This window comes from Streptomyces sp. NBC_00557 (genome assembly GCF_036345995.1).
GTDB lineage: Bacteria > Actinomycetota > Actinomycetes > Streptomycetales > Streptomycetaceae > Streptomyces.
Genome location: NZ_CP107796.1, coordinates 3,542,483 through 3,568,829, shown reverse-complemented (window position 1 = coordinate 3,568,829; position 26,347 = coordinate 3,542,483). Strand labels below are relative to the sequence as shown.

At 71.1% G+C, this 26,347-nt stretch carries 26 protein-coding genes; 8 read left to right on the top strand and 18 right to left on the bottom strand.

Going from position 1 to position 26,347, the window contains the following annotated elements:
* Nucleotides 1-10: 10 nt before the first annotated feature.
* From OG956_RS15220 to argS, 7 genes are all read right to left on the bottom strand, one after another.
* Nucleotides 11-547: an SUKH-4 family immunity protein gene (locus tag OG956_RS15220; RefSeq protein WP_330338509.1), complete on the bottom strand. Its 537-nt coding sequence runs from the start codon at nucleotides 545-547 to the stop codon at nucleotides 11-13.
* A gap of 29 nt (nucleotides 548-576) precedes the next feature.
* On the bottom strand, nucleotides 577-1,128 hold the full coding sequence (locus OG956_RS15215; protein ID WP_443065561.1) for an SUKH-4 family immunity protein: 552 nt from the start codon (nucleotides 1,126-1,128) through the stop codon (nucleotides 577-579).
* A gap of 40 nt (nucleotides 1,129-1,168) precedes the next feature.
* A complete protein-coding gene (locus OG956_RS15210; RefSeq protein WP_330338507.1) occupies nucleotides 1,169-1,936 on the bottom strand; it encodes a hypothetical protein in 768 nt (255 codons plus the stop codon).
* A gap of 521 nt (nucleotides 1,937-2,457) precedes the next feature.
* Nucleotides 2,458-3,012 carry an SUKH-4 family immunity protein gene (locus OG956_RS15205; protein ID WP_330338506.1) on the bottom strand — a complete coding sequence of 185 codons (555 nt, stop codon included), beginning with the start codon at nucleotides 3,010-3,012 and terminating at the stop codon, nucleotides 2,458-2,460.
* A complete protein-coding gene (locus tag OG956_RS15200; RefSeq protein ID WP_330338505.1) occupies nucleotides 3,009-3,977 on the bottom strand; it encodes a hypothetical protein in 969 nt (322 codons plus the stop codon). Before OG956_RS15200 ends, OG956_RS15205 begins: the two co-directional genes overlap by 4 nt.
* The gene (locus OG956_RS15195; protein ID WP_330338504.1) at nucleotides 3,974-4,852 is read right to left on the bottom strand and encodes a nucleic acid/nucleotide deaminase domain-containing protein; all 879 of its coding nucleotides are present in this window, start codon (nucleotides 4,850-4,852) and stop codon (nucleotides 3,974-3,976) included. Before OG956_RS15195 ends, OG956_RS15200 begins: the two co-directional genes overlap by 4 nt.
* A gap of 54 nt (nucleotides 4,853-4,906) precedes the next feature.
* Nucleotides 4,907-6,673, bottom strand: a complete 1,767-nt coding sequence (gene argS / locus OG956_RS15190; protein ID WP_330338503.1) for an arginine--tRNA ligase — start codon at nucleotides 6,671-6,673, stop codon at nucleotides 4,907-4,909.
* A 148-nt stretch (nucleotides 6,674-6,821) separates the two neighbouring features.
* On the opposite strand from argS, the gene lysS reads away from it, so the two are divergent.
* Nucleotides 6,822-8,561: a lysine--tRNA ligase gene (lysS, locus tag OG956_RS15185; protein WP_330338502.1), complete on the top strand. Its 1,740-nt coding sequence runs from the start codon at nucleotides 6,822-6,824 to the stop codon at nucleotides 8,559-8,561.
* A gap of 88 nt (nucleotides 8,562-8,649) precedes the next feature.
* On the opposite strand, the gene OG956_RS15180 is transcribed toward lysS, so the two are convergent.
* The 3 genes from OG956_RS15180 to OG956_RS15170 form a co-directional block, all read right to left on the bottom strand.
* Nucleotides 8,650-9,906, bottom strand: a complete 1,257-nt coding sequence (locus OG956_RS15180; RefSeq protein ID WP_330338501.1) for a DUF2637 domain-containing protein — start codon at nucleotides 9,904-9,906, stop codon at nucleotides 8,650-8,652.
* Nucleotides 9,907-9,997: 91 nt separating this feature from the next.
* On the bottom strand, nucleotides 9,998-10,915 hold the full coding sequence (locus tag OG956_RS15175) for a DUF3558 domain-containing protein (protein ID WP_330338500.1): 918 nt from the start codon (nucleotides 10,913-10,915) through the stop codon (nucleotides 9,998-10,000).
* A gap of 128 nt (nucleotides 10,916-11,043) precedes the next feature.
* Nucleotides 11,044-11,895, bottom strand: coding sequence for a DUF3558 domain-containing protein (locus tag OG956_RS15170; protein WP_330338499.1), 852 nt, complete (start codon nucleotides 11,893-11,895; stop codon nucleotides 11,044-11,046).
* Between the two features lie 223 nt (nucleotides 11,896-12,118).
* On the opposite strand from OG956_RS15170, the gene OG956_RS15165 reads away from it, so the two are divergent.
* A complete protein-coding gene (locus OG956_RS15165) occupies nucleotides 12,119-13,312 on the top strand; it encodes an RtcB family protein (protein WP_330338498.1) in 1,194 nt (397 codons plus the stop codon).
* A gap of 54 nt (nucleotides 13,313-13,366) precedes the next feature.
* On the opposite strand, the gene OG956_RS15160 is transcribed toward OG956_RS15165, so the two are convergent.
* The 4 genes from OG956_RS15160 to OG956_RS15145 form a co-directional block, all read right to left on the bottom strand.
* Complete coding sequence (locus tag OG956_RS15160) at nucleotides 13,367-13,528, bottom strand: hypothetical protein (protein ID WP_330338497.1); 162 nt, start codon at nucleotides 13,526-13,528, stop codon at nucleotides 13,367-13,369.
* Complete coding sequence (locus tag OG956_RS15155; RefSeq protein WP_330338496.1) at nucleotides 13,528-14,289, bottom strand: SDR family NAD(P)-dependent oxidoreductase; 762 nt, start codon at nucleotides 14,287-14,289, stop codon at nucleotides 13,528-13,530. Before OG956_RS15155 ends, OG956_RS15160 begins: the two co-directional genes overlap by 1 nt.
* A gap of 117 nt (nucleotides 14,290-14,406) precedes the next feature.
* Entirely contained in the window at nucleotides 14,407-14,745 is a 339-nt protein-coding gene (locus tag OG956_RS15150; RefSeq protein WP_330338495.1) for a YnfA family protein, read from the bottom strand.
* Between the two features lie 90 nt (nucleotides 14,746-14,835).
* Nucleotides 14,836-15,240, bottom strand: coding sequence for a winged helix-turn-helix transcriptional regulator (locus OG956_RS15145; RefSeq protein WP_330338494.1), 405 nt, complete (start codon nucleotides 15,238-15,240; stop codon nucleotides 14,836-14,838).
* Nucleotides 15,241-15,375: 135 nt separating this feature from the next.
* Here OG956_RS15145 and OG956_RS15140 point away from each other — a divergent pair, with 135 nt between their 5' ends.
* The 5 genes from OG956_RS15140 to OG956_RS15120 all read left to right on the top strand — a co-directional run bounded on the left by OG956_RS15140 (nucleotide 15,376) and on the right by OG956_RS15120 (nucleotide 20,544).
* The gene (locus tag OG956_RS15140) at nucleotides 15,376-16,266 is read left to right on the top strand and encodes an NADP-dependent oxidoreductase (protein WP_330338493.1); all 891 of its coding nucleotides are present in this window, start codon (nucleotides 15,376-15,378) and stop codon (nucleotides 16,264-16,266) included.
* A 79-nt stretch (nucleotides 16,267-16,345) separates the two neighbouring features.
* Nucleotides 16,346-17,464, top strand: coding sequence for an LLM class flavin-dependent oxidoreductase (locus tag OG956_RS15135; RefSeq protein ID WP_330338492.1), 1,119 nt, complete (start codon nucleotides 16,346-16,348; stop codon nucleotides 17,462-17,464).
* 20 nt (nucleotides 17,465-17,484) lie between these two features.
* A complete protein-coding gene (locus tag OG956_RS15130; protein WP_330338491.1) occupies nucleotides 17,485-18,162 on the top strand; it encodes a CE1759 family FMN reductase in 678 nt (225 codons plus the stop codon).
* Between the two features lie 189 nt (nucleotides 18,163-18,351).
* Nucleotides 18,352-19,089 (top strand): response regulator transcription factor, encoded by a 738-nt coding sequence (locus OG956_RS15125; RefSeq protein WP_330338490.1) that lies wholly within the window; start codon nucleotides 18,352-18,354, stop codon nucleotides 19,087-19,089.
* Nucleotides 19,090-20,544: a sensor histidine kinase gene (locus OG956_RS15120; protein WP_330338489.1), complete on the top strand. Its 1,455-nt coding sequence runs from the start codon at nucleotides 19,090-19,092 to the stop codon at nucleotides 20,542-20,544.
* Nucleotides 20,545-20,905: 361 nt separating this feature from the next.
* Here OG956_RS15120 and OG956_RS15110 read toward each other — a convergent pair whose 3' ends face one another.
* Both OG956_RS15110 and OG956_RS15105 read right to left on the bottom strand, forming a co-directional pair.
* On the bottom strand, nucleotides 20,906-22,732 hold the full coding sequence (locus OG956_RS15110) for a phosphatidylglycerol lysyltransferase domain-containing protein (protein ID WP_330338488.1): 1,827 nt from the start codon (nucleotides 22,730-22,732) through the stop codon (nucleotides 20,906-20,908).
* A 174-nt stretch (nucleotides 22,733-22,906) separates the two neighbouring features.
* On the bottom strand, nucleotides 22,907-23,182 hold the full coding sequence (locus OG956_RS15105) for a hypothetical protein (protein WP_330338487.1): 276 nt from the start codon (nucleotides 23,180-23,182) through the stop codon (nucleotides 22,907-22,909).
* Nucleotides 23,183-23,270: 88 nt separating this feature from the next.
* Here OG956_RS15105 and OG956_RS15100 point away from each other — a divergent pair, with 88 nt between their 5' ends.
* Nucleotides 23,271-24,101, top strand: coding sequence for a M55 family metallopeptidase (locus OG956_RS15100; RefSeq protein ID WP_330338486.1), 831 nt, complete (start codon nucleotides 23,271-23,273; stop codon nucleotides 24,099-24,101).
* 447 nt (nucleotides 24,102-24,548) lie between these two features.
* Here OG956_RS15100 and OG956_RS15095 read toward each other — a convergent pair whose 3' ends face one another.
* Both OG956_RS15095 and OG956_RS15090 read right to left on the bottom strand, forming a co-directional pair.
* Entirely contained in the window at nucleotides 24,549-25,742 is a 1,194-nt protein-coding gene (locus tag OG956_RS15095) for an SPFH domain-containing protein (RefSeq protein WP_330338485.1), read from the bottom strand.
* An 11-nt stretch (nucleotides 25,743-25,753) separates the two neighbouring features.
* Nucleotides 25,754-26,005 carry a hypothetical protein gene (locus OG956_RS15090; RefSeq protein ID WP_330338484.1) on the bottom strand — a complete coding sequence of 84 codons (252 nt, stop codon included), beginning with the start codon at nucleotides 26,003-26,005 and terminating at the stop codon, nucleotides 25,754-25,756.
* Nucleotides 26,006-26,347 lie beyond the last annotated feature (342 nt).

The following is a 26,347-nucleotide window of genomic DNA, read 5'->3' as shown; positions in this document are numbered from 1 at the left end:
TCCGCGCTCCTCACCACATACCTTCCAGGACCTCGTCGAGAAGACGGTTCCACTCGGTCTCCTCGTCGGCGAGAGGGGTGGGGTCCATGGCGGTGACAGTCTGCCGGAACTGGTAGGCGGACTCCTCCACCCGGTCCTCGTCCTCGGTGCAGGCGTCGATGAGCTCACGGAAGGCGCACAGTGTGAAGACGAACGACTCGATGTCGCGGTGGAGTAGCTGGCTCTCCACTTCACCCTCGGGGTAGACATGGACCGTTCCGGTCCTGGGGTCGAGGACGACCAAAGCCGTGACGAGGTAACCGAGTACCGGCCAATGGCGCCGTTCCGGCGGGCACGCCTGGCCCCGGCGATCGAACAGCGGGCCCAGTTCGTTGGGCGTGGGGAAGCCGCTCTCCGGTTCCGCGCGTGAGGCAAAGGTGCGGTCGGTGGGCAGGCCTGCACTGGCGAGGAACTCGGCGGTCGAGGGGTCGAGTTCACCGTCGGTGTACTGGGGGTAGTAGTTCATGCCGCCCAAGCCGAACAGGCGGATGACGTCGCCGCTGCTCACTGCGCAGCTCGTGGGAGTCGCTGAGTTGTTCAGGTGTAGATCCCCATCCAGAGGTTCTCGAAGAGTTCGTTCCATGTGCTCTGCTCGTGCGCGAAGGGCAACGGGTCGATTCGCCGGATGTCGGCCATCAGCACCTCGACTTCGCGTCGTCGGCGAGCGTCGTCGTACTCGTCGTCGTCCGACGGTGTGTAGGACTCGATGCAGCCGAGAAATGCGAGCACGGTGTGAGCGAGCGAAGAGACATCTCCGTGGAGGGGAACAACCTGCTTTGTGCCCTCGGTGTACTGATAGACCAGACCGGACCTCGGGTCGGCCGCGACCGAGTTGGTGAGGAAGCCACCGAGTTTCACGACCGTCTGAGCCGCATCGGGATTGACCCAGCCCTTGGCCGCCAGTGTCTCGAAGTCCCAGACGAAGTCCGGGTCGAAGTCCTGAGGCGGCCCGAACCACAGGTCGTACGCGTCGGAGGACGGCAGCCCTGTTCGCACCAGGAAGTCCAGGGTGTCTCCGGAGAAGCCGTACCTACGGGCTGTGTCCTCCGGAAGACGCTTGACCTCGTCCACAAGGCTGACGTCTGCCAAGGCGTCAGGATCAACACTGAAGAGCACTTACCAGCCTCACTTACCACGCGCGGCCTTCATGGCCGTGGGTGAAGGCGTCCTTGCCCCTGGTGCGACCGAACAGGCCCTTGGCTCTGCCCAGCGGGGCGGCGCTGTTCGCGTGGAGTTCGCTGCCGTGGAAGGACCGGCGCCGCTCTCGAACTCCTCGTGGTCGATGTGGAGGTCGCCTCCCGTGCAACCGCCGGACGCGGAGGCCAGTTCCATGCCATCGGCTCCGGATCCCCGCCGAGGCCAGCTTCATGCCGCCGTGGCCGTGGCCGTGGCCGTGGCCGTGCCCGCCGTCCGCGCCACCACCCGCTCCGCCACCGCCCCCGCCGGTCGGATCCGGTGGGAGGGGGAAAGCGTCCTCCGCCAGGTTCAGCACCGCGTCCTCGGTCATCGCCTCCAGCTTGGCGTTGACCGGCTCGCTGACCTTGGCGATCAGCTTGTTCACGATCTGGTCGGCAGCCTCGTCGATGATGCGTTTCACCAGCTGGCGCATGGCGGTGACCTCCGCCGCGCCGAGCACGGCGGACAGACCGCCGGTGAGGAAGGCCGCGCCGATCGACAGGCCCACCGAGCCCGCCATGATAGCGAGTTCGGCCTCCGCCTTGGTCTTCATCCCGAAGATCACGTCCGCGACCACGTCCAGGGCGTCGGCGAACAGGCGGGCCAGTTCCGGGATCTTGTCCAGGTGGCCGGCCTTGACCTGGTTCCAGTGGGTCTGCATCGAGTGGACGGCCCAGCCCTTGGACGAGGCGAGGATCTGCTCCACCGCCTTGTGCGCCAAGCCAGCCCGGAATCGTGTAGCCCATCCCCCGTGACGCCCCCTCGTCCTACCGGTCGTCAGATAAGTAATAAAACCCTAGCGGGCGGGGGCCGTTGGGGCCCAAGAACGGCTCACCTCTCTATGGCATGACTGTGACACCACACCGATGGGGTGGTTCTCAGGCCGGCCTCAGGTGCACGCGTCCGCCCAGCCGATGGCCAGCATCAGCCCGTCCGCGGTGGTCGTCGCTGCCGGGTCCGTCACCGGGCACGACCGCGATGGGACAGGGACGCGAGCGGGTCCGCTCCGGGACCCCAGGCCCGTACCGTGCCGTCGAAGCCGCCGCTGTAGACCAACGGGATCCCCGGGGGCAGGCGCAGGGTTAGAGCTGGCGGCGGCGTGCCGGTAGCCCCCCCGACGGTCGGCACCCACCGCCCCGACGGCCCCCACGCGACGATCGTCGGGGCGGACGGTCCCAACACGGACGGCCTCGCCCGCTACCCCCTCACCCTGGCGAGTGCATGCCCCGAGGGCCGGCCTGCCTACCAGGTTCCGTCGAAGACCTCTTCCAGGACCAGACTCCATTGCGAATTGCCGTCGTTGAACGGTGCGGCGTCGAATTTACTGATCCGGGAGCGAAGATGGTCAACGCGGGCTTCCAGCTCGTCGTCGTCTCCTCGCTCCTGCTTCAGGAACTGTTGGAACAGGTGCAGGGAATAGACGAGCGACTCGACGTGCCTGTGGAGCTCGGTGTAGGACTCCAGTGGATCGCCTTCTCCGAATGCGTAGACCTTGCCGCTTTTGGGGTCCAGCGCGAGCAGGGACGCAGCGAAGTGAGCCAGTACGAGCCAACCGCTGCATTCCTCGGGAAGTACTCCGTCCTCGGGGCGGAACCATTCGGCCAGGCTGACCGATTCACCCTGGCTGAGGCTCGCTTTGGACGTGAACCAACGGGTGTGCGGCAGTCCGACTTGGCTGAGAAACAGCGTCGTCCGATCGTCAAGCAAGTTGTCTGCAGAGTCAGACCTCGGAAAGTACACGACTCCCGTCAGTCCGAAGGATTCCAGTACTTCATGCGAGGAGACGGCGAACTTCATGCGAGCGCCAGACAGGCCAGCGTCTCATCCGTGCCGATCAGCAGATGGCCGGCCCCGGTCAGCGCGAGCGAGTGCACCGGGGCGCCGGACCAGAAGGTGCGGACCTGGCCGCCCTCCTCCAGCGTCTCGTGTTCCACCAGGCCGTCCGCCCAGGCGACTGCCAGCACCGGGCCGGCATCCGCGGACGCCGCGGCCAGCGCCGTCACCGGGCACGGCCGGGACCGGACGGGGGTGGCGAGCGGCTCGGCGCCGGGGCCCCACGCCCGCACCGTGCCGTCGTAACCGCCGCTGTAGACCAGGGGGATGCCCGGCGCGTCGTCGGGCATCTCGAGGCGCAGCGCTGCCACGGCCGCCACCTCGCCCTCGTGCAGGCGTGCCGTCAGCGGCCCCGGCTCACCCTCGGTCTCCGAGACCACGTGCACCCGGCCCGTCGCGTCGCCCACCGCCAGCAGGTCCTCCGTGCACGCCAACGCCCGTGCCGAGCCGTCGAGTTGCCTCCGGGCCGCCTCCACCAGCCGGTCCAGCGGCGTCGGACCGTCCTCCAGCAGCGCCGCCAGGCCCGTCGCCCTCGGTGCCGCCGGACTGCGCCTGGTGTGCAGCCGGCCCTCCGCGTCCAGGATCAGGACGTCGCCCTCGGGTACGGCGGCCACCGCGCGCACCCCCGCCACCGGCTCGGGCAGCCGGCCGGACGGCGTCGCGTTCGCCTCGTCCAGCAGGCGGACCGTGCCCTGGTGGTCGGCCACGACCAGCTTGCCCGCCAGGTGCCCGCGCCCCGACGACAGCGCGCGTGCCGGTCCCGGCCACGGCGGGCGGATGTCGCCGCGCACCCTGCGCCAGACACATCCCGCGCTGCCCGTGACGACACACAGGCGCGGGGTCTGCGGATCGGCCAGCCAGGACAGCAGTGCGGCGGCGGCCGGTTCGCGGCCCGCTGCCGGGCGGGACCACTTCTGTGCCTCGGTCACCGGCGGCCCGCCTGCTTCGCCGCGTACGTGATCAACTCCTTGAGTCCTTCTTCGCGGGAGTCCGCCGTGTCGCCGTAGTCGAAGCTGTGCGTGAACTCCGCGTGCGGGAAGGTGGCCTGCAGCCAGACCGCGCAGTAGTGGCCCGGCATCATGCAGGGCTCCAGTTCGCAGTAGACGCGGCGGACCTGCTCCGGGGCCACCCCCTGCGCGTGCAGGCGCTGCCAGACCAGTTCCTCGGGATGCGGGCGGCCCGGCCCGGTCGCCTCGGTGACGATCTGCTTGGCACCGGACGCGTCGACGTACTCGAAGGCGGAGGAGAACGGGAAGTTGAGGGTGTGCCGCACGTCGTCCAGCACCCTCGGCCACCAGCTCTCCCGGTCCTCGAACGCGGCGGCGTCGATCTGCCGCAGCTCGGCGTTGAGTTCGCGGAACGCGGCCGCCGCCACCGGCAGACTGGTCGAGGCGGCGATCACCGGCATACGGCGGTCCAGGGCGGCCAGCGAGGCGGTGAACGCCCCCACGTCCGAGCTGACGAACAGGTCGTCCTCGCCGAGTCCCAGGAACACCGCCTGCACCGCGCTGTCCGGGCGCACGCACAGATGGGCCAGCGGGTCGCCGCCGATCCGCAGCCAGTTCTCCCGTCCGTCGGCGGGCGCGGGCAGCCCCTGGTGCCGGGCGGTGAGCCCCAGGGTCGGGTCGTCGGTGTCACCGGCCGCCGTGAAGTACGGCTGCACGTGCAGCGGAACCCCGGTCTCCGCCAGCTCCGCCCGGGTCGCCTCGGGCAGCTGGACGCCGTGGGAGGCCGGCACCGTGAACCGGCGCATGCCGTCCCGGCCGAAATGGGCGGTGGCGGGATCAGGGACTCGCTCGGACATCGGGCTCCCTCAGAGTCTGCGGAGACGGTCTCCGCAGACTCTAAGGGCTGCCGGTCACAGCTTCTCGGGCGTCCTGATGCCCAGCAGCGCCATCCCCTGGTGCAGGGTGCGGGCCGTGATGTCGCACAGGAAGAGACGGTTCTCGACCTGGGCCGGCGTCTCGGCCTTCAGCACCGGGCACTTGTCGTAGAACGACGTGTACAGCGACGCCAGCTGGTACAGGTACGCGGCCAGCTTGTGCGGGGCGTACTCCGCCGCCGCCTCCGTGACCGTCTCCGCGAAGGCGTCCACGTGCAGACCGAGGGCGCGCTCGGCGTCCGTCAGCGCCAGCTCCGGGTGCGCGGCCGGGCGGGTCTCGCCGGCCTTGCGCAGGATGGACCGGATACGGGCGTACGCGTACTGCAGGTACACGCTCGTGTCGCCGTTCAGCGAGACCATCTGGTCCAGGTCGAACTTGTAGTCCCGGTTCGCCGACGTCGACAGGTCCGCGTACTTCACCGCGCCGATGCCCACCTGGGCGCCCCGCTCGGCGATCTCCTCCTCGGACAGGTCCTGGGCCTTCTCCCGTACGACGGCCGAGGCGCGCTCGATCGCCTCGTCCAGCAGGTCCACCAGCCGGACCGTCTCGCCCTCACGCGTCTTGAACGGCTTGCCGTCCTTGCCGAGGACCGTGCCGAACGCCAGCTGGTGCGCCTTGACGTCCTCGTTCAGCCAGCCGGCCCGCCGCGCGGTCTCGAAGACCATCTTGAAGTGCAGCGCCTGGCGGGCGTCCACCACGTACAGCAGCGTGTTCGCCTTCAGGTTGAAGACGCGGTCGCGGATCGCCGACAGGTCGGTGGCCGCGTAGCCGTAGCCGCCGTCCGACTTCTGGACGATCAGCGGGACCGGGTTGCCGTCCGGGCCCTTGATGTCGTCGAAGAACACGCACAGGGCGCCTTCGCTGCGCACGGCGACGCCGGACTCCTCCAGCAGGCGGCAGGTCTCCGCCAGCATGTCGTTGTACCCCGACTCGCCGACGATGTCCGGATCCCGGATCTCCATGTCCAGCTTCTCGAAGACGGAGAAGAAGTAGATCTTCGACTCGTCCACGAACTTCTGCCACATGGCCAGCGTGTGCGGGTCACCCGCCTGGAGGTCGACCACCCGGCGCCGGGCGCGCGTCCTGAACTCCTCGTCCGAGTCGAACTTCTTCCGCGCCGCCTTGTAGAGGCGGTCCAGGTTGGACATCGCCTCCTCGCCGGTGACCCGGGCGTCCTTGTGGTCCAGCTCGTGCGGGTGCTCGTCCAGGTACTGGATCAGCATGCCGAACTGGGTGCCCCAGTCGCCGATGTGGTGCCGGCGGATCACGTTCTCGCCGGTGAACTCCAGCAGCTGGACCACCGAGTCGCCGATGACCGCCGACCGCAGATGGCCGACGTGCATCTCCTTCGCCACGTTCGGCTGCGCGTAGTCGATCACCGTCGTGCCCGGGTCCGGGGCGGTCGGCACGCCGAGGCGGCCCGACTCGTCCGCGTACCGCGCGGCCAGGTTCCCGGTGATCGCCCGGTCCGCGATCGTGATGTTCAGGAAGCCGGGGCCGGAGACCTCGACGTCCTTGATCAGCTCGTCGCCCGTCACCACACGGGACACGACCTGCGTCGCCAGCTCCCGAGGGTTCGCCTTCGCCTTCTTGGCCAGCGCCAGGATGCCGTTGGCCTGGAAGTCGGCCCGGTCGCTTCGTCGCAGCAGCGGGTCCGCGCCGGCGGCCTCGGGCAGGGTGGCCGAGAGGGCGGACGCGAGGTGCTGCTGGACGCTGTCGCTGAGGGACGTGACCGAGGCCATAGGAATGGGTGCCGTTCTCCTCGTGGGATGGATAGACCCACTCAGTATCCCATGGCAGGTAAAGCCGTTTTCGTCGTCGCATCCCGGTCTGTGAGAATGGAGTGGCACCCGGATCAGACGGAGTGCCGCCCCGTTCAGAAAGAAGGACGTGCCGATCGTGGCTCAGAGCACCGAGACCACCGACTGGGTCTCCCGTTTCGCGGATGAGGTCATCGAGGAGTCGGAGCGCCGGGCCCCGGGCAAACCGGTCGTCGTCGCGTCCGGACTCTCCCCGTCCGGCCCCATCCACCTGGGCAACCTCCGCGAGGTCATGACCCCGCACCTCGTCGCCGACGAGATCCGCCGCCGCGGACACCAGGTCCGGCACCTGATCTCCTGGGACGACTACGACCGCTACCGCAAGGTCCCGGCCGGTGTCGAGGGCATCGACGAGACCTGGGCCGAGCACATCGGCAAGCCGCTGACCTCGGTGCCCGCGCCGCACGGGTCGCAGTACCCGAACTGGGCGGAGCACTTCAAGGCCGCGATGATCGCCTCGCTGGCCGAGCTGGGCGTCGAGTTCGACGGCATCAGCCAGACCGCGCAGTACACCTCCGGCGCCTACCGCGAGCAGATCCTGCACGCCATGAAGCACCGGAACGAGATCGACGCGATCCTCGCCCAGTACCGCACCAAGAAGGCCCCCAAGAAGCAGCAGCAGAAGCCCGTCGACGAGGCCGAGCTGGAGGCCGAGGAGGGCTCCGGCGCGGCCGGCGAGGACGACGGCTCCTCCGGCTCCGCCGGCTACTTCCCGTACAAGCCGTACTGCGGCAACTGCGAGAAGGACCTGACGACCGTCACCTCCTACGACGACGACTCCACCGAGCTGTCGTACACCTGCACCGCCTGCGGCTTCGCCGAGACCGTCCGGCTCAGCGAGTTCAACCGCGGCAAGCTGGTCTGGAAGGTCGACTGGCCGATGCGCTGGGCGTACGAGGGCGTGATCTTCGAGCCGAGCGGCGTCGACCACTCCTCGCCGGGCTCGTCGTACCAGGTCGGCGGCCAGATCGTGCCCATCTTCGGCGGCAAGCAGCCCATCGGGCCCATGTACGCCTTCGTCGGCATCAGCGGCATGGCGAAGATGTCCTCCTCCCGTGGCGGTGTCCCCACCCCGGCCGACGCGCTGAAGATCATGGAGCCGCAGCTCATCCGCTGGCTCTACGCCCGCCGCAAGCCCAACCAGTCCTTCAAGATCGCCTTCGACCAGGAGATCCAGCGGCTCTACGACGAGTGGGACAAGCTCGCCGCCAAGGTCGCCGACGGCTCCGCGCTGCCCGGCGACGTCGCCGCCTACACCCGCGCGGTCGGCACCGCCACCGGTGAGCTGCCCAAGACGCCGCGCCCGCTGCCGTACCGCACCCTCGCCTCCGTCGCCGACATCACCGCCGGCCACGAGGACCAGGCCCTGCGGATCCTCTCCGAGCTCGACCCGGAGCAGCCCCTCGCCTCCCTGGACGAGGCACGGCCCCGGTACGACAAGGCCGAGGCCTGGATCAACACCCACGTCCCCGCCGACCAGCGCACCATCGTCCGCGACGAACCCGACGTGGAACTGCTGAAGTCCCTCGACGAGGCCTCCCAGCAGTCCGTACGGCTCCTCCTCGACGGCCTCGCCGACCACTGGTCCCTCGACGGACTGACCCACCTCGTCTACGGCGTCCCCAAGGTCCAGGCCGGCTTCCCCGCCGACGCCACGCCGAAGGAACTGCCGCCCGAGATCAAGACCGCCCAGCGGTCCTTCTTCGCCCTGCTCTACCACCTGCTCGTCGGCCGCGACACCGGGCCCCGGCTGCCCACCCTGCTGCTCGCGGTGGGACAGGAACGGGTCCGCAAGCTGCTCGGCGAGTAAGAACGCCGTAGGAAACCGCGTAAGAAGAACACGAAGAAGGGGCCCTCCCGGCGGAGGGCCCCCTCTTCATTCCGTTCCGTTCGCGCCGCTACGCGATGTGGTTCTCCTCCAGCTCCGCGTTGAAGCGGTTGGTGAAACGCTTGACCATGCGGTCCGCGTCACGCGGCGCGAGCGTCTGCCCGTACGTCGCCTCCACCGCCTCGCTGAACTGGTGCGGCGTCGGGAAGCTGCCGTCGATCGACTTCCGGAAGACCTGGTAGTAGTCGTCCTCCGTCGGATCCGGCTCCGGCGTGCCCCCGCCCTCGCCCAGCTCGCGGGTGCGGTTCGGGCCCACCGGAATCGGGAAGCTGCCCGTCTCCTCCGGAGAGGGCTGCTGGAACTGCTCCGCCGGCTGATCCTCGTACCACTCCTCGTACTGCTCCTCCGGAGCGTACTGAGGCTCCTGCATCATCGGGTCGTACGTCGGGTCGTAGCCCCCGTGGTACTCCACCTCGCGCGGCGCCTGGAACCACGGGCTCGCCTCGTCCACCGGAACCTCCTCCGGCTGCCCGGCGTACTGGCCCGGCAGCTCCGGACGCTGCTCCCCGGCGGACACCGGCCGCTGCTGGGCGGGCACCGCGCCACCGCCCTGCGCCACCGCCGGTACCAGACTCGGCTCGATGCCCGCCGCGGCCAGACCCGCCGGAGCCGTCTCCGCCAGCGGAACGCCGTACCGCGCCAGCCGCAGCGGCATCAGCGACTCCACCGGAGCCTTCCTGCGCCACGCACGGCCGAACCGGGACCGCAGCCTCGCCTGATACACCAGACGCTCCTGCTCCAGCTTGATCACCTGGTCGTACGACCGCAGCTCCCACAGCTTCATACGACGCCACAGCAGGAACGTCGGCACCGGCGACAGCAGCCACCGGGTCAGCCGCACCCCCTCCATGTGCTTGTCCGCCGTGATGTCGGCGATCCGGCCGATCGCGTGCCGCGCCGCCTCCACCGCCACCACGAACAGCACCGGAATCACCGCGTGCATGCCCACACCCAGCGGATCCGGCCAGGCCGCGGCGCCGTTGAACGCGATCGTCGCCGCCGTCAGCAGCCACGCCGTCTGCCGCAGCAGCGGGAAGGGGATACGGATCCAGGTCAGGAGCAGGTCCAGGGCGAGCAGCACGCAGATACCCGCGTCGATGCCCACCGGGAACACGTACGAGAAGTTCCCGAAGCCCTTCTTGATGGCCAGCTCACGGACGGCCGCGTACGAGCCGGCGAAACCGATACCGGCGATGATCAAGGCGCCGGTCACGACCACGCCGATGAGAACGCGGTGTATCCGAGTCAGCTGCAGTGGCGCGGCCACGCGTACTCCCCTCCCGTTGCCTGTTGTTGCGCGCAACAGGGTGGCACACGCATACGGCGGACGTCGTACCGGTCAGAGCTTCGAAGCCCGCTCAGCTCTTCTTCGCCGCCGACTTGGACGGAGAAGCACCGGAAGAGGCCGACTTGCCGGGAGACGGCGACTTCGAGGCGGACTGCGACGGCGACTTCGACGGCGACGTGGAAGGAGACGCCGACGCCGACGAACCCGAACCACCCGACGACGAGACGCCGTTGGCGGACGACACCGCGCCGACCGCCTCCTTGACCGCGGCCTGCGCAGCCTTCGCCAGATCGTCCGCGTCCGGCGTCTTCTCACCCGCCAGACCCGCGCCGTTGTAGTCGAGCGTGACCACCACGTTCTCGACCCGCGCGACCACCGTCTGCTGCCTGAACAGGCCTTCCTTCTTCTTCAGGTCGTAGCGCACGGCCGTCGCCTCCGCGCCCGTACCCGACAGGGGGGTCTGCTTCGTGTTCTTCGCGCCGTCCACCACCGACGCGTCCTTCACCTGCCGGACGAAGTAGGCGTGCGCCTGCGCGTCACCGGAACCGCGCGTGCTGTCCGAGTCGAAGCGCAGCAGCGACACGTTCAGCCAGCGGAACTGCGAACCCTTCACGCCGTTGTTGTCCAGGCTGCTCCACGAACACGACGCACGCGACGACGGATCGTCCGAACTGCCCTTCTTGCCCGACGTGTCCTTCGGCACCAGATCCGTCAGCGTCTTCTTCGACAGCACCGCGCACGCGTCCGGCAGCTTCTTGTACGCCGCCGCCTGCACCGTCGGCGACGCACTCGCCGACGGCCCCGCGCTCCCGCCCGCGGACTGCTGCACACCGGTGCCGGACCCCTTCGCCTTGGAGTCACCGGAGTCCGACGAACAGGCGGCGGTGATCAGCACCGCCGGCACGGCTGCCGCGCAGACAAGAACACGGCTCAGGCGCTTCCCACGCGTCTGTCGGGCACGGTCGTCTCGCTGGGCTGCTCGCTGCATGGTTCCTTCACTCATGACGCTCGGTGGTCGTGCGGGTTCCTGCGGGGCCCCACGGTACGCGGTGAAGGAGCTGCGCGGTTTCCGTTCGGGCGCTTCGCACGCGCCCCGGCGAACGGCCCCGGGGGCCGTCAACCGCCCAGCGCGTCATCCAGGTGCGAGGCCAGATTCCGGGCCCTGTCCTGCATTTCCTTGCTGTCCGGGACCGATCCGAGCGCCGTCGGCTGCTCCTCGTACACGAGGGTGACGACGACGTTGGACGTGCGGAACACCACAGTCACCGTCCGCTGTTCGGCCGTCGAACCGGCCGGACTGAGCTGGTCGTCGATATACGCCTCGTCACCGAGATCCGACAGCACCCGCGGCAGCAGATCGGCCGCGGACGCGCCGGAGGAGGGGGAGCCGGACGGCGATCCGGAGGGGGATCCGGAGGGAGATCCGGAGGGAGAGGCGCCGCCGCTGGACGACGCCGACGCGCTGGGATCGGGCGTACCCGCCCCGCTCGCTCCGCCCGCCGGCGAACTGCTGCCCGGCGCAGGCAGATCGGCCGCGGCCTCCTTCTCCCCGAACAGCTTCTTCGCCTGGTCGTCGTCGCTGACCGAGTTGTCGTACGACACCACGCGCTCGAGGTCGACCGAGAGACGGTCCGTGGCGTCCGCGGACTCCACCTTCCAGCGGCAGCCGACCTTGCGATCGGTGTCGTACGTGAGCGCGGCCTGCCCCTGGTAGGCCTTGTCCCGCTGCACGGGGTCCGTGATCTGCTTGATGCCGGGCAGCATCGAGTCGAGCGTGTCGTGACCGATCGCACCGCAGGGTTCGGGAAGCGTGCGGTACTTGCCGGGCTGCGCGGCGACGGTGGCCGTGCCGGCGTCACCCGGATGGGAGTCGTCCGACGGACCGTCGCTGGCCGAGCCGCTCGAGCAGCCGGCCAGCAGCGCCGCGAGGAGGGCTGCGGTGCCGGTCACATAGGCCTTCCGCTGCACGGTCGGGCTCCTCTCGGGTGTGCGGTCGCTCGGTGCTCCAGTGTCCCCGCCGGTTATTCGCTTGCCGCGGCGGGGCGTCCCCTGGAGACAATGTGTATCGCACGCGCCGCCGTGGCCGCCGGTCCCTTGTCCTTTTTCACCGGCGTAAGCGCTGCTTTTCCACTTTGCCGTCTATAAGCCCTGGCTAAGCCTTTGTTGTCGTTTTCGGGGGAATGAGGAACGTATGTCGTACGTCGAGATGCCGGGCGCGAAGGTCCCCATCCGCATGTGGACCGACCCCGCCACGGTCGAGGACGTGGCGCTGCGCCAGCTCCAGAACGTCGCCACCCTGCCCTGGATCAAGGGCCTCGCCGTGATGCCGGACGTGCACTACGGCAAGGGCGCGACGGTCGGGTCCGTCATCGCCATGCAGGGCGCGGTGTGCCCGGCGGCGGTCGGTGTGGACATCGGCTGCGGAATGTCCGCGGTGAAGACGTCCCTGACCGCCAACGACCTGCCGGGCGACCTGTCGCGGCTCCGGTCGAGGATCGAGCAGGCGATCCCGGTGGGGCGGGGCATGCACGAGGATCCCGTGGAGCCGGGGGACTTCCACGGGCTGGCGACCGCCGGCTGGGACGACTTCTGGGGGCGGTTTGATGGGATTGCCGAATCGGTCAAGTTCCGTCAGGAACGGGCCTCGAAGCAGATGGGAACGCTCGGATCGGGCAACCATTTTGTCGAGGTCTGCATAGACACGTCCGGCTCGGTGTGGCTCATGCTGCACTCCGGTTCCCGCAACATCGGCAAGGAACTGGCCGAGCACCACATCGGCGTGGCCCAGAAGCTCCCGCACAACCAGGGCCTGGTCGACCGCGACTTGGCGGTCTTCGTGGCGGACACCCCGCAGATGGCGGCCTACCGCAACGACCTGTTCTGGGCGCAGGAGTACGCCAGGTACAACCGCACGCTGATGATGGCGCTGCTGAAGGACGTCATCCGCAAGGAGTTCAAGAAGGCGAAGCCGGCCTTCGAGCCGGAGATCTCCTGTCACCACAATTACGTGGCGGAGGAGCGGTATGACGGCATGGACCTGCTCGTGACCCGCAAGGGCGCGATCCGTGCCGGCTCCGGGGACTACGGAATCATCCCGGGCTCCATGGGTACGGGGTCGTACATCGTGAAGGGCCTCGGTAACGAGAAGTCCTTCAACTCCGCCTCGCACGGCGCGGGCCGGCGGATGAGCCGCAACGCCGCCAAGCGGCGCTTCTCGACGAAGGACCTGGAGGAGCAGACCCGGGGCGTGGAGTGCCGCAAGGACTCCGGCGTCGTGGACGAGATCCCGGGGGCCTACAAGTCGATCGACCAGGTCATCGACCAGCAGCGGGACTTGGTGGAGGTCGTGGCGAAGCTGAAGCAGGTCGTCTGCGTGAAGGGCTAGGCACGGCAGTGGGCGTGGCGAACGATCGCCGCGCCCATCGGTCTGCTCGGCGGGCTACTTCGCGTGGCGGACCGCGTAGATCATGACGAAGGCCACGATGTGGATGCCGAAGAGGAAGTAGCCGAGGAAGTACCAGACCTTGCGTTCGTCCTTGGTTTCCTGGGCCAGGCGGGCCTGTTCCAGGGGGTCGGGGGTCTGGGGGGCGGAGTCGGGCATCAGCGTTCCCGGTGGACCTTCGTGTTGGACGCCTGGGCGCGGGGGCGGAGGACGAGGAGGTCGACGTTGACGTGGCTGGGGCGGGTCACCGCCCAGGTGATGGTCTCGGCGACGTCGTCCGCCGTGAGGGGGTCGGGCACGCCCTCGTAGACCTTGGCGGCCTTCGCCTCGTCGCCGGCGAAGCGGGTCAGGGCGAACTCCTCCGTCTTGACCATGCCGGGGGCGATCTCGATGACGCGGACCGGCTGGCCGACGATCTCCAGGCGGAGGGTCTCGGCGAGGACGTGGGCGCCGTGCTTGGCGGCGACATAGCCCGCGCCGCCCTCGTAGGTGCCGTGGCCGGCGGTGGAGGAGACGACCACGACCACGCCGTCGCCGCTCGCGATCAGCTTGGGCAGCAGGGCCTGGGTGAGGTTGAGGGTGCCGATGACGTTGGTCTCGTACATCGCGCGCCAGTCGGCCGGGTCGCCGGTGGCCACGGGGTCCGCGCCGAGCGCGCCGCCCGCGTTGTTGACCAGGACGGCGATGGTCCGGAAGGCCGTGGCGAACTCGTCCACCGCCGCGCGGTCGGTGACGTCGAGCTGGTAGGCGACCGCCGAGTGGCCCGCCGTGGTCAGTTCCTCGGCCAGCGCCTCGATGCGGTCCTTGCGGCGGGCGGTGAGGACGACGCGGTAGCCGGCCTGGGCGAGCTGCCGGGCCGTGGCGGCGCCGATGCCGCTGCTCGCACCGGTGACGACGGCGATGCGGGAGGCGGGGGCCATGGGCAGCTCCTGGGGTCCGGGTGGTGTACGGCTTCGGCCGGCGTGGGTTCCGGCCGGCGTGGGTTTCGGCCTGCGTGGGTCTCGACCCGCGCAGGTGTCGTCCAGCGTAAGTGAGGCTCAGGAGCCGTTCCGCGGGGCCCACATGATCACGGCCATTCCGGCGAGGCAGATCAGTGCCCCGGTGACGTCCCAGCGATCGGGCCGGTAGCCGTCGGCGAGCGCGCCCCACAGCAGTGAGCCGGCCACGAAGACGCCGCCGTACGCGGCCAGGACGCGGCCGAAGTGGGCGTCCGGCTGGAAGGTGGCGACGAAGCCGTACGCGCCGAGGGCCAGGACCCCGCCGGTCGCCCACAGCCAGCCGCGGTGTTCGCGCACGCCCTGCCAGACCAGCCAGGCGCCGCCGATCTCGAAGACGGCGGCGAGGACGAACAGGGCGGCGGAGCGGAGGATCGACATGGGCCGCAGCTTGGCACGCGGGGCCCGCGCGGTGTTCCGGGGCCGCGCCGTCGTCCGGCGGACGGCGTCCGGGCGCCGCGGGGCGCCGTCTCAGTTCGGGTTCTGGGCGTCGTAGCGTTCGCGGGCCGCTCGTACGTCCTCGAAGTGGGTCTCGGCCCAGTCCTTCACGGCGGTGAGCAGGCCGGCGAGGCTGGTGCCGAGGGGCGTGAGGGCGTAGTCGACGCGGACGGGGACGGTGGGGGTGACGGTGCGGCTGATGATGCCGTCGCGTTCGAGGGCGCGCAGGGTCTGGGTGAGCATCTTGGGGCTGACGCCGGCGATCGTGCGGCTGAGGTCGCTGTAGCGCCGGGAGCCGCCGGAGAGGGCGGCGATGACGAGGCTGACCCATTTGTCGCTGAGCCGGCCGAGGAGCTGGTGGGAGGGGCACGCGCGGAGGAAGGCGTCGTAGTCGGCGCGGGCCTGTTCGCGGCGCTGGGCCGCGGTCATGGTCGCCATGGGTTCTTCCCTCCGGGACAGCTAGGCACTCTCAGGTAACTACTTACCGATCGATAGTAGCTCTCCTACGGTTGGTGCTGCGGCCGGAACGCGGTCGCGAAGCCATCAACTGCCTTGAGGAAAGGGAGAGTTGTCATGCGTGCTGCTGTGGTGCGGTCGTTCGGCGGGCCGGAGCAGGTGGAGATCGCGGACGTCGCGGTGCCGGAGCCGGGGCCGGGGCAGGTGCGGATCAAGGTGGCCGCGGGTGCGCTGAACCCGGTGGACGCGGCCGTGCGCGCCGGAGCCTTCGGCGGGGCCGGGAAGACCCTGGGGCTCGGCTGGGACGTGGCCGGCACGGTGGACGCGGTCGGTGTGGCCGCGGCCTGGGGGGTCGGTGATCCGGTGGTGGCGCTGACGCCGAGCGTGGGTGTGCCGCTGGGCGCTCACGCCGAGTACGTCGTCGTGGCGGCGGACGCCGTGGCGGCGGCGCCCGCCTCGGTGGACGCCGTGCACGCGGGCACCCTGCCGCTGAACGGGCTGACCGCGGCGCAGGCCCTGGATCTGCTGGATCTCGCGGCGGGCGACCGGCTGCTGGTGACCGGCGCCGCGGGGGCGGTCGGCGGGTTCGCGGTGCAGCTGGCCGCGCACCGGGGGATCGAGGTGACCGGGCATGCCCGTGCGGGCGACGAGGAGCTGGTGCGCTCGCTGGGCGCCGCGCGCTTCACCGCGGACGGGGTGGAGCCGGGGAGCGTGGACGGGGTGCTGGACGCGGCCGTGCTGGGGGCGCCGGCGCTTGCGTGGGTGCGGGACGGGGGCGCGTTCGTCGCGGTCAGGGACGGGGCGCTGCCCGAGGCCGAGCGGGGGGTGCGGACGGAGAACGTGTGGGTGCGGCCCGACGGCGGGCGGCTCGCGGAGCTGGTCCGGCTGGTGGACGAGGGCGTGCTGACGCTGCGGGTGGCGGAGACGTACGCGCTTCAGGACGCGGCCAAGGCGCATGCGCGGCTCGCGGAGGGCGGGCTGCGGGGGCGGCTGGTGATCGTGCCCTGAGCGGTCCGGAATATCCGGGTGGTGGGGGACTGTTCGGCGGGTATAGTTGAACAGTAAACAAGCTGGAGGGTGAGCGACCATGCAGTTCGGGATCTTCACGGTCGGCGACGTCACGCCGGACCCCACCACGGGGCGTACGCCGACCGAGCGCGAGCGGATCAAGGCCATGGTCGCCATCGCGCTCCACGCCGAGGAGGCCGGCCTGGACGTCTTCGCCACCGGCGAGCACCACAACCCGCCGTTCGTGCCGTCGTCCCCGACGACCATGCTCGGCTACGTGGCGGCCCGGACGACCAAGCTGATCCTGTCCACCTCCACCACCCTGATCACCACCAACGACCCGGTGAAGATCGCCGAGGACTACGCGATGCTGCAGCACCTGGCCGACGGACGCGTCGACCTGATGATGGGCCGCGGCAACACCGGGCCGGTCTACCCCTGGTTCGGCCAGGACATCCGGCAGGGCATCAACCTCGCCATCGAGAACTACGCCCTGCTGCGCCGGCTGTGGCGCGAGGACGTCGTGGACTGGGAGGGGAAGTTCCGCACCCCGCTGCAGGGCTTCACCTCCACCCCGCGCCCGCTGGACGGCGTACCGCCGTTCGTCTGGCACGGCTCCATCCGCTCGCCGGAGATCGCCGAGCAGGCGGCCTACTACGGCGACGGCTTCTTCCACAACAACATCTTCTGGCCGGCCGACCACACCAGGCGGATGGTCGAGCTGTACCGGACCCGGTACGCCCACTACGGCCACGGCACGCCCGAGCAGGCGATCGTCGGCCTCGGCGGCCAGGTGTTCATGCGCCGGAAGTCGCAGGACGCGGTGCGCGAGTTCCGCCCGTACTTCGACAACGCGCCGGTGTACGGCCACGGGCCCTCCCTGGAGGACTTCACCGCCCAGACCCCGCTGACCGTCGGCACCCCCGAGCAGGTCGTCGAGAAGACGCTGTCCTTCCGCGAGTACGCCGGCGACTACCAGCGCCAGCTGTTCCTGGTGGACCACGCCGGGCTGCCGCTGAAGACCGTGCTGGAGCAGATCGACATGCTCGGCGAGGAGGTCGTGCCCGTGCTGCGCAAGGAGTTCGCGAACGGCCGTCCCGCCGGCGTGCCCGAGGCGCCGACCCACGCCTCGCTGCTCGCCGCAGCGCGGAAGGAGGCCGCCGAGGCGGGCGGCGCCGAGAAGGAAGCGGTCGTATGAAGCGGGAAGGGAGCCGTCGCATGAAGCTCGTCGTCGTCTCGGCGGGGCTGAGCGTGCCCTCCTCCACCCGGCTGCTCGGTGACCGGCTGGCCGCCGCGGTGGCCCGGCGGGCCGAGGCGGGCGTGGAGGTGGTCGAGCTGCGGGACCTCGCTGTGGAGATCGCCCACAACTTCACCAACGGGTTCGCCGGGAAGGCGCTCGCCGCCGCGCAGGACGCGGTGGCGGCGGCCGACGGGCTGATCGTCGTGACACCGGTGTTCTCCGCTTCGTACAGCGGACTGTTCAAGTCGTTCTTCGACGTCCTCGACAAGGACGCGCTGACGGGCAAGCCGGTGCTGATCGCGGCCACCGGCGGCACGGCCCGGCACTCCCTGGTGCTGGAACACGCCCTGCGGCCGCTGTTCGCCTACCTGCGGGCCGTGGTCGTGCCGACGGGGGTGTACGCCGCGTCGGAGGACTGGGGCGAGGAGGGACTCGCCGGGCGGATCGAGCGGGCGGCCGGGGAGCTGGCCGCGCTGATGGCGCGGCTGCCGGCGGCCGGGGCGGGCGCGGCGGGCGTCTCCGGAGGGCTCACGGCCGGTGTCCCGGACGCCTTCGGAGCGGGTGCTCCGGGCGGCTTCGATGCGGGTGCCCCGGGCGGGTTCGGCGTCGTGCCCTTCGAGGAGCAGCTGGCCAGACTCGCCGCGTCCGGCGACTGAAGGCAGGGATGGCAGGCGCCGAAGCGGGGGTCCGGGAACGCCGTCACCGGTGGCCGGGCGCGGTGACGGTGAGAAGACGGTAGATCCGGGGGCCGGGTTGCCCGTGTGACGGTGAGAGGCGGGTAAAAAGGGTGATCGTAGGTCCACTCGCCCCGCTCGAACCGTCGAACACCTTGGCAGACTGGGTGCGTGCCCCAGACTGTGCTGCTCGCTGAAGACGACCGTGCCATCCGCCACGCCCTCGAGCGTGCCCTGACCCTGGAAGGGTACGAGGTGACGGCGGTGGCCGACGGCGTCGAGGCGCTGGCGCAGGCCCACAAGACGCCGCCGGACGTCCTCGTGCTCGACGTGATGATGCCCGGGATCGACGGCCTCCAGGTCTGCCGTGTGCTGCGCGCCGAGGGCGACCGCACCCCGATCCTCATGCTGACCGCGCTGGTGGAGACCGCCGACCGGATCGCGGGCCTCGACGCCGGCGCCGACGACTACGTGGTCAAGCCGTTCGACGTCGAGGAGGTCTTCGCCCGGCTGCGTGCCCTGCTCCGCCGTACCAGCCCGGTGCCGGCCGGCGCGGGCGCTGGCGGCGGCGGCGCGGAGAACGGCAGCCGTGAGGTCCAGCTCTCCGACCGGCAGGTGGAGGCCGCCGGCATCCGCATGGACCTGCAGGCCCGCCGGGCCTGGCGGGGCGAGCGCGAGCTGGAGCTGACCCGCACCGAGTTCGAGCTGCTGGAGCTGCTCGTGCGCAACGCGGGCATCGTGCTCGACCACTCGACGATCTACGACCGGATCTGGGGCTACGACTTCGGGCCCGGCTCGAAGAACCTCGCCGTCTACGTCGGCTACCTGCGCCGCAAGCTCGACGAGCCCGGCGCCCCGCAGCTGATCCACACCGTGCGAGGCGTGGGTTACGTGCTGCGGGAGGACTAGGTGGGCCGCCTGCGGCGGCTGTCGGCCCGGCGCCGGCCCAAGCTGGTCTCCCTGCGCACCACGTTCGCCGTCTCCTTCGCGGCCGTCACCGCCGCCGTCACGATCCTCGTCGGGATCCTGTCGTACGGCAGCGCGGCGCGGCTGGTCCGCGTCGACCAGCAGTCGGTGTTCACGCAGGTCGTGCAGGACGTCCAGAGCGAGGTACGGCAGCACGAGATGGTCCCGGAGGACTTCTCCTCCTCCCGCCCCGGGCACGACCTGGTGCGGCCCGCCCGCACCGATGTCCAGGTGCTGGGCGCGCAGGGTCAGATCGTGGACCACGGCAACCCGTCCCTGCCCGTCACCTCCCGCGACAAGGCCATGGCGCTGGCGACGACGGCCGGGAAGGTCGTCCAGCACAAGGACGTACCGGTGGACGGGGACCTGTTCCGCATCGCGACCGTCTCGCTCGGCGACGGGCGGGGCGCGGTGCAGGTCGCGCAGGAGTTCAGCGACACCGAGGACCTGCTGCGGACGCTGCAGCAGCGCACGCTGATCCTGATGGCGGCCGTCGTGGTGGCGGCCGGTCTGTTCGGCTGGTGGCTGGCCCGCCGGATCACCCGGCGCCTGGTCGTCCTCACCACCGCCGCGGAGGACGTGGCCCGCACCCGGCAGCTGGGCATCGAGGTGCCGGTGGCCGGCCTCGACGAGGTGGGCCGGCTCGGCCGCGCCTTCGACCGCATGCTGGGCCGGCTCGCCCAGTCCGAGGAGGACCAGCGCCGTCTGGTGCAGGACGCCGGGCACGAGCTGCGCACCCCGCTGACGTCCCTGCGCACGAACATCTCGCTGCTGCGCCGTATCGACGAGCTGCCCCCCGCCACCCGGGAGGAACTGGTCGCCGACCTCACCCAGGAGGCACGGGAGCTGACCGACCTGGTCAACGAGCTGGTCGACCTCGCGGCGGGCCAGTCCGACACCGAGCCGCCGCAGCGGGTCGACATCGCCGACATCGCCGAGGACGTCGTGGGGCTCGCCAAACGGCGCACCGGACGCGAGATCGTGCTGCACACCAGCGGCGACACGACGACCGACGGGCGGCCCGCCATGCTCCAGCGGGCCATCTCGAACCTGGTGGAGAACGCGGCCAAGTTCGACCGGGACAACAAGGCGCCGATCGAGGTCAGCATCACCGGGCCCGCCCGGCAGGGGACGGTACGGGTGGAGGTGCTGGACCGGGGGCCCGGTATCGCCGAGGGCGACCTCATGCGCATCTTCGACCGCTTCTACCGGGCCGCCGACGCGCGCTCCCTCCCCGGCTCCGGGCTCGGGCTGTCCATCGTCCGGGAGGTCGCCATGGCACACGGCGGGGCGCCCTTCGCCTTCCAGCGCGAGGGCGGCGGAGCGGTGATCGGCTTCACCGTGGGCGGCGGCCTCGCGAGGAGTTCCGGCACCGGGCACGGGGGCGGCGGGGGCTGAGCGGCCTGGGGCCGCGGGAGGGTCTGGCGGCGCGGTCCGTCGCCGCGTACGAGTGGTCCGGGACGCGCCACGCCCTACGGCAGCGACCTGCGCCTGTACGCGGCGGCCGGGATACCGGCCCTGCAGTACGGTCCGGGCGACGTGCGGGTGGCCCACAGCCCCCGGGAGTGCCTCTCGGTACCGGAAGTGGTGCGGGTGACCAGGGCGCTGATCCTGACGGCACTCCGGGCGGCGGGCGTGAAGTGACGGACCGGCGTGAAGTGACCGCCGGCGTGAAGTGACCGACCGGCGGCGGGGCCCGGGACGGCCGAAAGCCCCGCCTCGGACCGCCGGACGCCGCCTCGGACCGTCGTACGCCCCCTCAGGACCGTCGGCTCCCCACCCCCGGCAAGGTCAGGAAACCCTCCGCGCGGGCGCTCGCCAGGCCGATCCGCGGGATGTCGCTGCTCTTGGCGAAGAGGAGGAAGCGCGGCTCCCAGACCGGGCGGTACTTGGCGTTGGCGCGGTAGAGGGACTCGATCTGCCACCAGCGTGAGAAGAAGGTGAGGGTCGAGCGCCACAGCCGCAGGACCGGGCCCGCGCCGAGCCGGGCGCCGCGTTCGAAGACCGAGCGGAACATCGCGAAGTTCAGCGACACCCGCTCGATGCCCAACTCCTTGCCCCGCAGCAGGAGTTCCACGACCATGTACTCCATCAGGCCGTTCTCGCAGTCGCGGTCCCGGCGCATCAGGTCAAGGGACAGGCCGTGCTCGCCCCACGGGACGAAGCTGAGCAGGGCGCGCGGCTCGTCGTTCGCGTCCCGGCACTCCAGCATCACGCAGCGGCCGTCCGAGGGGTCGCCGAGCCGGCCGAGGGCCATGGAGAAGCCGCGCTCGGTGGCGCCGTCGCGCCAGCGGTCGGCGCACTCGATCAGCCGGGCCATCTCGTCGGCGGGGATGTCCTCGTGGCGGCGGATGCGGACCGTGTAGCCCGCCCGCCTGACCCGGTTGTGGGCCTGCCGGACCACGCGCATGGCACGGCCCTCCAGGCTGAAGTCGGCGATGTCGACGATGGCCTCGTCGCCGAGTTCGAGGGCGTCCAGGCCGTGCCGGGCGTAGATGGTGCCGGCCTCCTCGCTGGCGCCCATGACGGCCGGGGTCCAGGCGTGCCGGCGGGCCTCGGTGAGCCAGGCCTCGATGGCGCCGGGCCACGCCTCGGGATCGCCGATGGGGTCGCCGGAGGCGAGGGAGACGGCCCCGACGACGCGGTAGGTGACGGCGGCCTTGCCGGTGGGGGAGAAGATGGCGGCCTTGTCGCGGCGCAGCGCGAAATAGCCGAGGGAGTCCCGGGCGCCGTGCTTGTCCAGCAGGGCCCGCAGCCGGGCCTCGTCCTCCTCGGTGAGCAGTTTGCGGCCGCGCGGCGAGCGGAAGCAGGCGTACAGGACCAGGCAGAAGGCCGCGGCGAGCAGGATGTTGATGACGATGTCCACCCAGCGGGGCGCGTGCACGGAGTCGACGCGGTCGGCGAGCGGGCCGACGCTGATGCCGCGCAGCAGGGAGTAGGCGAGCTCCTCGAGCACGGGCGCGTGCGGCACCTTGTTGGTGGCGTGCACGAGCAGCGTGCCGAGCCCGCCGGTCGCCACGACGCCGCCGAAGCCCACGGCGAGCGCGAGCCTGGGGTTGGAGGGGTCGCCGATGGCGTTGAACTCGCGGCGGCCGATCAGCAGCGCGGCCACGAACAGGCCGGTGAGAGCGGTGGAGATCCAGTTGAAGACGTGGTCGCGGTAGGGGTGCTGGGTGAGCGCGAGGACGTAGAGCGCGAACAGGGGACCGGCGAGCAGCAGGTTGACCACCCATGCGGCCCGCTTGCCGCGCCGCATCACCAGCGCCAGGAAGATGGCCGCCGCGGCCGAGGCGAGGCCCGCGGTGGCCAGGTACGGCGTGAAGAACTGGCCGGCGTGGTGGGTGTGGGCGTGCACATGGCGGGCGGTGAAGAGCTTGCCGTCGTTGTGTTCCTGCACCTCTTTGCGGAACGGCAGCGACATGACCGCGACGATGTTGAAGACGGCGATCAGCCGCAGGTACCACACGGTGGCCGAGGCCGCCCGGGCACGCAGGCGGGGGCTGGGCTGGGGCAGCTGGGGCAGGCGGCGCGGGCCGCGCTGTGCGGGGACCTGGGGGGTGGTCAGGGTCGGCTGCTGAGCGGGCATGGTGACTGGTCACCTTGACAGGGGAGGGGGACGGTGCGGCCCCGGGGCGGGGCCCCCTTGACCCTACAGTTTGTAGGGTAGTGGGCTTGGATGCGCTTCGGGAGAGGAGCGTACCGGCATCCGCCCTCACCCCGTCCTTGCCGTGCCCCGCCTCTTACCTGGCCTTGTACCGCCTTACCCGGCCTTTTCCCGCGCGCGCCGGGCCGCCGCCAGATGCCAGCCGAGGTTCCCGAACGCCGCGCCGGCCGCCACCGCGGCGACGATCACCCCGCCGGTCGCGAGGCCGTCACTGAACAGATGCGGGCGCCGGTCCAGGCTGTGCAGCCCGAACCCGCACAGCTCGTACACGCCGACGGCGGCGACGAGGAGGCTGACGGCCAGCAGGGCCAGCGTCGGCGCCAGGGTGCGCGCACAGACCTCGCCGCGGGCCTCCGTTTCCGTGTCCTGCATGGAACCCCCGTGAACAGACGAATGAACGGCCTCGCGGCAGCCGGTGCTTGGGAACCTACAATACGTAGGGTCGGTTAGGGTCGACGGCGTGCGCATCTACATCAGCGTGGACATGGAGGGCGTCACCGGCCTCGTCGACGCCGACGACGTCCAGCCGGACGGCCGGGACTACGAGCGCGGCCGCTCCATGATGGCCGAGGACGTGAACGCGGCGGTGCGCGGCGCGCTGGCGGCCGGCGCGGCCGACATCCTCGTCAACGACGCGCACGGCCCGATGCGCAACCTGCTGCCCGAGGCGCTGCACCCGGCCGTCCGGCTGGTGCGCGGCAAGCCCAAGCAGATGGGGATGCTGGAGGGCCTGACGGGGGAGTACGACGCCGCGCTGTGCGTCGGCTACCACTCCCGGGCCGGTGCGCCGGGCGTGCTCAGCCACAGCTTCATGGGCCACGAGATCGAGGACATGTGGCTGGACGGCCGGCCGGTCGGCGAGATCGGGCTCGCCCACGCCACGGCGGCGGCCCTGGGGGTGCCGGTGGTGGCCCTCACGGGTGACGACGTGGCGTGCGCGGAGATGACGGCGTGGGACGCGTCCGTCGTCACCGTGCCCGTGAAGAACGCCCACGGCCGGTTCGCGGCCGAGCTGCGTCCGCCGGCGGAGGCGCGGAAGGCCGTCGAGGAGGCGGTCGCGGCGGCCCTGACCCCGGCTCCGCGCCGCCCCGCGCCCGCCACCGCCGAGGCCACCCTCACCGTGCGCTGGCAGTCCGCCTCCGTCGCCGCGACCCTCCTCGGCATACCGGGCGTGGTGTCCGAGAACAGCCGCACGATCCACGCGACCGGCCCCCTCCCGGCCCTTTACCGCCAGTTCGGCGTGTGGATGCGGGTCGCGGCCTCGCTGACCGGCCAGGCGCCGTACTGCTAGGCGCATCGGCCTGAAGCACCGGTCACACGCCGGACCGGCGGGCAGCCGCCGCGCGGCTCGACGGGTGGACCGGCGGGTGGATCGACGGACGGGCCGGCGGGCGGCCGTCGGCGCCGCCGTGACGGAGACGCCCCGCGTGCACTCTCCAGCGGCCCCCGGCGTCCCGCCCGCACGGCGGCCGCCTCGGCCTCCCCGCCGACGTCCTGATCGCCGCCGACGGCACCGTGCTCGCCGCGAAGTACGGCGAGCACGCGTACGACCAGTGGGAGGTCGCGGAACTGCTGGAACTGGCCCACGCGGCACGCCGGACCGGCCCCGCCCGCACCTGAGGGGCGCCGGGGCCGCGGGGGCGGCCGGCCGGGGGGAGGTTCCCTTCCCCGAGCGGTGAACGGCCCGGCCCCGACCGGCACTTCACGGTCGCCGGGGCCGGACGGCCGTACCGAGGAGCTAGTCGACGTTCACCGGGCCGTCGTCCGACCGGCGGTCCTTGCTGCCCGAGTGCAGCTGGAGCAGGCCGTTGGCGTCGGACCTGCCGCCCTGGTCGCCCTGGCCGGCCTTGTCCTGGCCGCCCAGGTTCTGGCGGACCGAGTCGAGGATCGTCAGGCCCTGCGACACCAGGCCGGCGGCGATCTCGCCGAGGCCGTCCGCGCCGTTCAGGACGTTGACGTTGGCGCCCGACAGGCCGCCCGCGGCCTCCTTCACGATCTGCGGGAGCTGGTCGATGAGCATCCGGTCCAGCGCGACCCGGTCGTACGAGGCCGCGGCCTCCGCCTGGATCTTCATGCGCTGGGCCTCGGCGGCGGCCAGGATCCGCACCCGCTCGGCCTCCGCCTCGGCCGGCTTGACGACCTCGGCCACCAGCTGCTGCTGGCGCAACTTCGCCTGCCGCTCGGCCAGTTCGGTCTGCGCGGCCAGCACCTCCTGCTGGGCGTGCGCCTGCGCCAGCGGTCCGGCCTGCGCCGCCTGCGCCTGGGCGCGGTCCACCTCCGCCGAGTACTCGGCCTTCACGATCGCGGTCTGCCGGGCGTACTCGGCCTGCTTGCGGGCCGCCGCCTGCTCCGCCTCGACCGCGGCCTGCGTGGCCTGCGCCTGCGCGATCTGCGCCTGCCGCTGGATGGCCGCCTTGTGCGGGGCGGACATCGCGTCGATGTACCCGGTGTCGCCGTCGTCGATGGACTGGATCTGCAGCGAGTCGACGATCAGACCGATCTTGGCCATCTCCGTCTTGGAGGTGTCCAGCACCTCGGCGGCGAGCTTCTGCCGCTCGGTGACGATCTCCTCGACCGTCATCGAGCCGATGATCGCCCGCAGGTGGCCGGCGAAGATCCGCCCGGTGAGCACGGACATCTGCTCCTGGTCGGACAGGAAGCGCTGGCCCGCGTTGATGATGCTCTCGTGGTCGTTGCCGACCTTGAAGGCGATGACGGCGCGGACGTGCAGGGAGATGCCCTGCTTGGTCACGCAGGTCTCGGTGACCTCGGCCTCGCACATGGAGAGGGTGAGGAACCTGACCTTGCGGAAGACGGGGAGCACGAACTTCCCGTGCCCCGTCACCACTCGGAACGGCGCGCCCCCCAGTCCCCGCCGGCCCCCCGAGATCAACATCGCCTCGTCGGGAGCGGGAACGCGGTATCCGAACATGCCTGTACTCCTCAGCCGGCGCCGGCGGCCTCTCCGCCGAGCGCGTCCAATGGATCCACCCACTCGATGACGCCGACCTCGCGGCATCCCCGTGATTCGATCACGAGGACCGTGGCGCCCGCGGGCAGGGGATCCTCGGACCACGCCAGGAACGTCTCGGAGCCGCCCCGCACCCGCACCAGGACCTCGCCGGGACCCGCGGCTCCCCGCGTTCCGATGAGCACTTTGCCCGTGCGGCCGACCACGGCCTCGTCCTGCGGCATCACCGGCCGTCCTCCTCGTCCTGGCCCTGGATTCCGACGATAGACCCAGCACCGCCGCGACCCAATGCCGAGGAGCCCCCGAGACGCCTCCGCCGATCGCCATGGCGGGCGACCCGCCGCCCGCACGCGCCCGGGTGTGACGGACGGCCGCATCACGGTGACTTTGGGTAGCGGCCGGTACGGCGCGCACTCCGCGCCTCGCCCGACGAGATGCCCCGTCAGATGACGAGTGCAGAAGGAGAACTCCGACGAGTGCCCGTCAACAGCACCAACGGCCGCGGCCACCAGGCGGTTTGACCTCGTACCTCTTGGTGGGACGACTGCGGCGATGGCCGCTTCCTG